This is a genomic window from Aneurinibacillus tyrosinisolvens (assembly GCF_001015055.1).
GTDB classification, from domain to species: Bacteria; Bacillota; Bacilli; order Aneurinibacillales; family Aneurinibacillaceae; genus Aneurinibacillus_A; species Aneurinibacillus_A tyrosinisolvens.
The window spans coordinates 21,622-29,024 of sequence record NZ_BBWZ01000051.1; the positions used below are offsets into that span (position 1 = coordinate 21,622).

Genomic DNA, 7,403 nt, shown 5'->3' on the forward strand with positions numbered 1-7,403 from the left:
TTCCCCCTCCTCAATCGCGTATTTTAAATTTATCAAAAACTGTACCAACCGGATAGTCTTTGATTTTAATTTGAATCTGCTTCCCAAGACTACGGTTTACACTACTGTCTAAAGGATTCATATTCAAAATATCATCTGCACCTCCGAGTTGCAAATCAATAGTATGGTCAACATCTTTTCCTTGGGGGATAGATTCTGGTCCATTTGCTTTCTTATATCTTGAAGATGCAGCCGTTCCGCTCCGTTGTGGAGGTGTTTTAACCGTATTAGCTTCTGTCAATGCTTTTACTTTTGCATCAGCTTCAGCTCTTTGAGTTTCCGTCCATCCTTCTTTATACTTTAAGTCAACATCTACACTTTTTCCTAACCTAGGAGTACCTACCCCGGCTTCCCTCTCCGCAGAATCAACTCCGCTCCTTGAAAACCTCTGCACCAAGTCATCCATTTTCATAGGCGGGGTGGAAATCAGCCGACCATCCCCGGTCACCATCCGGAATCCCGGAAACAGCGTAACATTTTTCATTCCCTTTATTGCGTTTCCTGCCCTGTACACTGCGGAGAGAACCCCTCTCTTCGCTGCATTGAAAGCACCCTTCAACATGCCATCAATAACGTTTGGGTGTAGCACATTCTTTACTGACTTGAAAAGCTTGACCGCTCCCTTCGCAACAATTCCGCCCAGCCCAAAGGAAGCAAGGTTAAACACCGTCCAGCCTCCTGCGATCAAGTGATCCCAGCCGCTCAGCTTCTCCCCGGTCACCGGGTCATACTCCGCGCCAATCCGAATCACGTCGTAATACCCAATCATGTCCAGCCCGAACTGACCCAACTTACTCAGAAAACCTTCGTCCAGCTGCCTGAACTCCATCTCCGTCCGCTTCACAACCGCCTGGGCTTCATCCAGCAGGGAGCGGTACTGGGTAAGCTTCTGTGCCAGCCCCTGGTATAACGCCCCACTGTATGTACAATCCATCTCCGGGTACACGGATCGAGCCATATTATAATTCCATTCTAGCAAATCAGTAAGGGTCCCGCACTCCCTTTCCCGCTGGCCCAGTTCCGAAGCGAGCTCCTTCAGTTGATCCGGTTCAATGTTGATTCGCCCGCTCACGTTCCCGTTCCCGCCTTTCCAGCTCTGCGGCTTCTTCCCGCAGTCTTCTCGCTTCCTGTCTGAGCTGTTCCATCAGCTCCTGCCCAATAGAAACGGCTGATGAACCTGCTGCTCCCGCTTCCTGCACGAGAGAGTCAAAGGTTGCTTTCTTCTGGCTCTCCCAGCCTGCGCTAAGGTGCTCAACCGTGCTGACTGTCCGGCTGTCCACCTGCCGGAAGTTCCCTATCGCTTCGCCTACCTGGGCCGCAAAGCGCTCGGCGGCGTCTGCCTGCATCCGCAATCGTTGTGCTGATGACAAGATTTCACCTCCACTTTTTTCCTTAACTTGCTACTTTTATCATACTTTTTAGAAGGAAGGGGAGAAACGAGAGGAATTTACTAATTTTTTCTAATAAAGGAAGCTAGAGTGGTACTAAACAACCCAAGAGGCTTGAAACTTTAGGCCTAGAAGGAAAAACCCGTTATAATAGGCTGAATCCCATTATAAAATGTTCTTATTCGCCCTAAGGACTAAATACGAGGGCATTTCCTCTGCTTCATACTCTGTGGCTTCCATATAAGAGGTTGTAATCACTCTTAGCTTTCCGTCTCTATGTTCAGTAAAAGACTTTAGTTCTTCATGGATATAATTTCGTTGCAGGTTTTTATTTGGTTATGAGGGCAATTTGGTCGTCACTTTCGTTGTCTCTGACGAATTTTAATGCTCTTCTGGTAACATGAGAAATATAAGAAGATAGCAGTTTCCTGGCTTCTTCTACGTCTAATTTCTCTTTTCCAACATCGTAGGAGCCAATTTCTAATTTAGTAAGCTCATTCTTCAGCTTGTGGTTAATGATTTGTTCGTAAATGCCTTCCTTGAGCATTGGGTCTGTCACCTCTTGGGCTTACCTATGATTTATATGTGTCGGCATCTGAGGACAAAAAAAGAAAGCGGACAATGTTCCTCCTAATCATACCATTTCCCAAGGGGGTTAGATTATGTTTGCCGGAACAAAAGCTAAAAAAACTACCATTAAATCAACTCCATTGTTATATAAAAATGATATTATAAAAACAGTATGAATATTTTCAATTAGCATAGGGGGAGCTATGACTTATCTGTTAAACAAAAAACTGCTGAAACACCAATGGATGACTTACAGAGTTCTTATACTTTACACATTCTTCTCTTCTATTTATATTTTCTCTTCTGATGCAATGCTTTTTAAATGGTTTAGTTTCAATAAACAATCCTTATTTGAACTTGGTCTTATCAAAGCTTTATTTTTTATTTTGATTAGTGGTTTAATTCTTCAGATAGTTACTAATCTAGAGCGGAAACGACTCTTGTTATCTCAAAAATTATTAGAAGAAAATCAAGAGATATTATATAGGCTTATTCATAATATCCCCGACCTGGTATATCTAAAACATAAGGATGGGCATTGGATACAAGCGAATGAATCAGCTCTTCAATTCTTTGAAATTGAGAACACGCCCTATAAAGGGAGAACTAGTGCAGATAACATCAAATTATCTAAAAACAAAAATAGCCTTTTGTCTGTTTGTGATAATACAGACCATGAGGCTTGGAGCACTAAAAGACCGATCCGCTTTGAACAAAATTTTGAAAAAGAAGATGGCACTTCCCTTATTTACGATATGATTAAAGTTCCGATTTTTGACATCGATGGAAAACCTACTGTTTCGGTAGTAACTGGAAGAGATATTACAGAGCGAAAAAAAATGGAAAGCAAGTTAAAAGAAAGTGAACGGCGATATGAAAGTCTTTATAATGCGATATCCGGTGGACTGCTCTTAAGAGGTAATGAAGGAAACGTTCTGCATGCTAACGAAGAAGCAAGCAAAATATTAGGCATAAGTCTTGAAGAAATTAACGGCAGTAATCCTAAGGAGCAGGTATGGAAGTACGTTAAAGAGGATGGTTCTCTCATCCCCGGTCATGAATTACCTTTTATGGTTGCCCTCCGTACAGGAAAGCGTATACGAAATTGTGTAATGGGGGTACAGCTTTCTAGTTCCTCCTCTTACCGCTGGGTTTTAGCCAATTTTGAACCTATTTTTGATATACCAGGTGCCCCGCCTACAGGTGTTCTTTCTACTTTTTTAGATATTACTGAATTGAAACAAATACAGAAAAAACTCGAAGAAAGCGAAGAACGATACCGTCTTTTAGTTGAGTACTTACCAGATAAAGTACTAGTCGTAAACCAGGAGTACAACTTATCCTTCATAAATAAACAAGGGGCGGTCCTCTTGGGTACGAAAGAGCCTCAGGAAGTAATTGGGAAAGGTGCATTTGATTTTGTCCAACAAGATTATCATGTTCAGTTAAAGACCTCCCTTGATAAAGCAAAAGAAGAAAAAGGAACAGTCGGACCTTATGAATACAAGATAATTACTTTAGATGATAAGGTCATCGATGTTGAAAGTACCTTTATTTCTATTAGTTATGAGGGAGAACCAGCCTGGTTATGCGTGAGCCGTGATATCACGGAAAGAAAGAAACTAGAAGAAGCGCTTAGGAAGAACGATACTCTTTCTATCGCGGGAAACCTAGCAGCGGGCGTGGCTCATGAGGTTCGAAATCCTCTCACAGTGATACAAGGATTTATCCAGCTGTTCAAGCAACAAAATAAAGGTAACGAGGAATACCTTGACCTTATATTGGAAGAAGTAAAACGAATTGAGCTCATTATTAGTGAATTTTTGATGCTCTCCAAGCCACAATCATTGATATTTAAAGAAAATAATATTCAAACGATTCTTCAACATACAGTCGCTTTATTTGAAACACAAGCCATCATGAAAAACATCGAAGTCATCACAGTATATGATGGTAATCTCCCCATGATTGAATGTGAAGAAAATCAACTGAAACAAGTCTTTATTAATCTTTTAAAAAATGCAATGGAAGCTATGCCTGACGGGGGAACCATAACTGTAGAAGTAAAAAAGCAAGAAGAAGGCATTGTCATTCTCTTTATTGACCAGGGGTGTGGAATTCCACCGGAAAAAATCGCAAAATTAGGGGAGCCCTTTTATACAACCAAAGAAAAAGGCACCGGTTTAGGACTGATGGTAAGCTATAACATTATAAAGAATCATAAAGGAAAAATAAATGTAACCAGTTGCCCGGAAGAGGGAACCTCCTTTGAAATCTTTCTCCCACTTACACCTGCTGCTGTTTTTTAAAGATAATACAGAAGGTAACTGTTCAGCCTACTGTTAGACAACACAAATAGAGGTTCCTCATTACGATTCCCTCTATCCTTATTTTATTAGAAAATAAATCGATGTTTCCCTGGTATTAGGTCAATGTAGTAGGCACATTTTTTTTAGTTTTCTTCCTCTACCGTGCTATCGCTTGATGGCCTCTTCATTAAAGCGCAGAGGTAAATCTTCTGTACTTCTAATGAAGAGGAAAATTTATGTCTTGTGCTTAACCTGCCAGGAGACTATCTTTGATTTGCAAGAGTGCACCCACGCTTTTGTCGGGCATGAATACTTTATGGATGAAACGTTTCCGTGTGTTGATTGCGGTGCAGATGCAGAAGTGTATCAAGAGCCGTTGGAATTGCAGTTAAGTTTAGACGATGAGCTACCGTTTAGATAATACTCCGCATGTATCATACCCACGGCAATCGTACAAGAAATCAATATCCCTACCCACCGTGCAAATTTCTACATTTTTTTTGCTTCTGGTCATTTTTAGATCTTGCCTTGGAGACTAGGTGAAGAAGAAACTCGTATAATAACAAGTATTTTGTTACTCTATCGCATTTTGAAAGGCAAAAGAAACACCGTGGTTCTCCCGATTCTACTGCTTTTTATTAAACAAGTGTTCAGCGGCTTTTTCTAAATCTGTTTGCTTTGCCTGCTCGACATTCAGAATAAGGATATACCCTGTGGGTACAGCAAAGTTTTTCAAGTTTTCAGTAATCAGAATATGTACTTCCGCCATAATAGCCCTTGCCATTATGAGGAAATCGTACATGTCAATAGATCGGATATTAGTGTGCTTTATTATAACGGAGGCTAAAAATCGCCGGATAATCAGCAACCAATTTTAATATGTTTTCATGGGAGACAGGGAAAGGTCGAGCAATCCCATCTACTCTTTTCGTAATACGTCCGGCTCGTAAGATGCCATAAAATTCGGCTTGTACCGCTTTAGGCAGGATGATTTGTTGAATCCCAAGGGTATGCCGGTTATAGAATTGGTCAAAATAGGGTTTTACATGGGGGTTCCTTCGAATAATAGCTTCGACAAGCACACAGATATCAAACTGGACTTTTAGCAAGAGAGCAACCCTCTATGAACGGAATAAGTCCTTTCGATTTACGTAGTCGAGTTCTGCGTTCTCGCCAAAAATTTCGTTATGCGTTGCTTGCGGTTGCTTGTTATCCACAAAACGGCCAGCGAATTGATCCTTTGGTATCAAAAAACCCTTTCCGCCTTTGATAAAAGGTTCTACCGCTTTAATTTTTCCGTTGTGAATCATCTTGTACACCGCGCTTCGGGTCATACCGAGAAACTCTGCCATCTCTTTTACGGTATAGTATTTTTCCCTGTCTACTTGACTCAAAAGAACCGTAGAACGAGGGTAGACAGGTCGATTCCCTTCCTTTATTTGCTTTAATAAATCAACATATCCGACTCTTTTTCCGTTTCTTACACGCTTTGTATGAAGGTGGGCAGAATTGCCGATGGGACGGCGAACAATAACCTCATTCTCTTCCAACATTTTCATTAATTCACGAAGAGGACGAGCTGTTTGTTCTTCAGGAATATTTTTTATAGCTTCCTGCAACGCACTTTTGTATTTTTCATTTTCCAACACACTGACGGAAGCAGAAATTTTTTACTTTTTGCTCATACCACGTTCCTCTTTATCCTATTTTTTCTTATTTATGGTTTATCATTTATTCAACTTGTTTTCCATATTCAACTTATTGTTTTGGATGTTTTCAGGTAAAGTTGGTAAACGTTACATTGACTTATTAGTTGACGAACCCAAAGAGAAATTAATAGCAAAAAGGAGTGAGCAAGTAGCATCACTCCATGTTTAAATTCTTTACTGTCTTTTTTGCCACCGGTAGATACCTCTATTTAGAATGCTTTTATTGCCGCACTCTCGGTTCTCCGTGTTCAGAATTCAGCCTAACAGCACCTACCCTGTGCAGATGCCCTTTGTTCTGTGTACATTCAATTATTATTTTCAATGACTCTTACAACCTTATGACCACAATTGGAGCAAGTTCCTTTAAGAACAATACCACAAGTGTCTAACTGTATGGAAAAGTCCATAATTGTGACAGCCATCGAGCATTTACCGCACCAGACATTTTGAATAATTCTTTGACGTGTCTCTTCAGGGATGTCCAACCATTTTTTCATAGCTGCATATGAAATGGTGTTGCGGAAGTCAACTTCATCATTCTCATTGTCGTAACCTACCCACTTGAGCACTGAATAAGACCCTTCTAATGAATCGTGAATTCCCCAGCACTCACAACCAGTCGTATCAACAATTGATTTCAGGCGATCTTTGTACTGTTTATACAATTCCGATGTTTTTTCTTTGTTGAGCTGCTGGATTATTTCTTCATATGTGTCAGTAAAATAATCACCCATATCCTCGGAAATATCACCATTCTCATGTATATATTGGACTGCGACTTCCGCAAAGCACATCATCAATTCCAAAGTTAGACCAGTATCCTTGGTAGCTTTTTTAAAATCTGACATCGTTTTTTTCACGACAGATACCCGCAGCTTCTCATATCCTCCAGCCGGAAAAAACTCTGCCTGTATCTTCTTCTTATAATCCTCAATAATCGCTTGTATCCCATCTTCACCATTAATTTTTATCGACATATATGTTTGAACTTCTTTGCTCATCTTGAAACTTTCAATTAGGAATTCAATTACTTCTTGCTTTGAACATTCATCCAGCTTGCTCCTCAATTTCCGAACTGAGACTTTAGAACTTTTATCGTTCATCTCTATCACCTACTCAATCACTTTCAATTCTTTAAATATAGCCTTACCACGACTCCACATGTATGTCAACATAAATAATAGACAGTCTTTTTACAAGTTCACCAAAATATATAATCCGGCAGCTTACCCTCTTGCTGAATATAGATGTGCATCTTTTTCAAGCCACTACGTGGTTCAACCCCATTCTGTACCGCACTCTCGTACTCACGCATCCATTCATCCTTCACATCATATTTCATCAGCCACTTCAGTAATACATACAGCTTGACTTCTTCGGTATGGTTT

Annotated in this window: 8 protein-coding genes and 2 pseudogenes; 2 read left to right on the forward strand and 8 right to left on the reverse strand. The window is 40.3% G+C overall.

Annotated elements, in window-relative coordinates:
* Nucleotides 1-10: 10 nt before the first annotated feature.
* The 3 genes and pseudogenes from MBEAL2_RS29750 to MBEAL2_RS25255 all read right to left on the reverse strand — a co-directional run.
* A complete protein-coding gene (locus tag MBEAL2_RS29750) occupies nt 11-1,111 on the reverse strand; it encodes a pre-toxin TG domain-containing protein (protein ID WP_052948005.1) in 1,101 nt (366 codons plus the stop codon).
* Nucleotides 1,089-1,409 carry a hypothetical protein gene (locus MBEAL2_RS25250; RefSeq protein ID WP_152667922.1) on the reverse strand — a complete coding sequence of 107 codons (321 nt, stop codon included), beginning with the start codon at nt 1,407-1,409 and terminating at the stop codon, nt 1,089-1,091. Before MBEAL2_RS25250 ends, MBEAL2_RS29750 begins: the two co-directional genes overlap by 23 nt.
* Before the next feature lie 320 nt (nt 1,410-1,729).
* Nucleotides 1,730-1,974: pseudogene (locus tag MBEAL2_RS25255) on the reverse strand (hypothetical protein); the annotation flags it as partial.
* Between the two features lie 226 nt (nt 1,975-2,200).
* Between MBEAL2_RS25255 and MBEAL2_RS29755 the strand changes: the two are divergent.
* Together MBEAL2_RS29755 and MBEAL2_RS32040 are read left to right on the forward strand one after the other, a co-directional pair.
* Entirely contained in the window at nt 2,201-4,306 is a 2,106-nt protein-coding gene (locus MBEAL2_RS29755; RefSeq protein WP_052948006.1) for a PAS domain-containing sensor histidine kinase, read from the forward strand.
* 274 nt (nt 4,307-4,580) lie between these two features.
* A complete protein-coding gene (locus MBEAL2_RS32040) occupies nt 4,581-4,727 on the forward strand; it encodes a hypothetical protein (RefSeq protein WP_161798293.1) in 147 nt (48 codons plus the stop codon).
* 204 nt (nt 4,728-4,931) lie between these two features.
* Here the strand turns inward: MBEAL2_RS32040 and MBEAL2_RS32045 are convergent, their stop codons facing one another.
* The 5 genes and pseudogenes from MBEAL2_RS32045 to MBEAL2_RS33285 form a co-directional block, all read right to left on the reverse strand.
* Nucleotides 4,932-5,075: a hypothetical protein gene (locus tag MBEAL2_RS32045; protein WP_161798294.1), complete on the reverse strand. Its 144-nt coding sequence runs from the start codon at nt 5,073-5,075 to the stop codon at nt 4,932-4,934.
* A gap of 49 nt (nt 5,076-5,124) precedes the next feature.
* The gene (locus MBEAL2_RS25265; protein WP_047154994.1) at nt 5,125-5,415 is read right to left on the reverse strand and encodes a hypothetical protein; all 291 of its coding nucleotides are present in this window, start codon (nt 5,413-5,415) and stop codon (nt 5,125-5,127) included.
* Between the two features lie 12 nt (nt 5,416-5,427).
* On the reverse strand, nt 5,428-5,925 hold the full coding sequence (locus tag MBEAL2_RS25270; protein WP_152667923.1) for an excisionase family DNA-binding protein: 498 nt from the start codon (nt 5,923-5,925) through the stop codon (nt 5,428-5,430).
* Between the two features lie 395 nt (nt 5,926-6,320).
* Nucleotides 6,321-7,118, reverse strand: coding sequence for a DUF6155 family protein (locus tag MBEAL2_RS33280; protein WP_236693015.1), 798 nt, complete (start codon nt 7,116-7,118; stop codon nt 6,321-6,323).
* Nucleotides 7,119-7,216: 98 nt separating this feature from the next.
* Nucleotides 7,217-7,403, reverse strand: a pseudogene (locus MBEAL2_RS33285) (hypothetical protein); the annotation flags it as partial.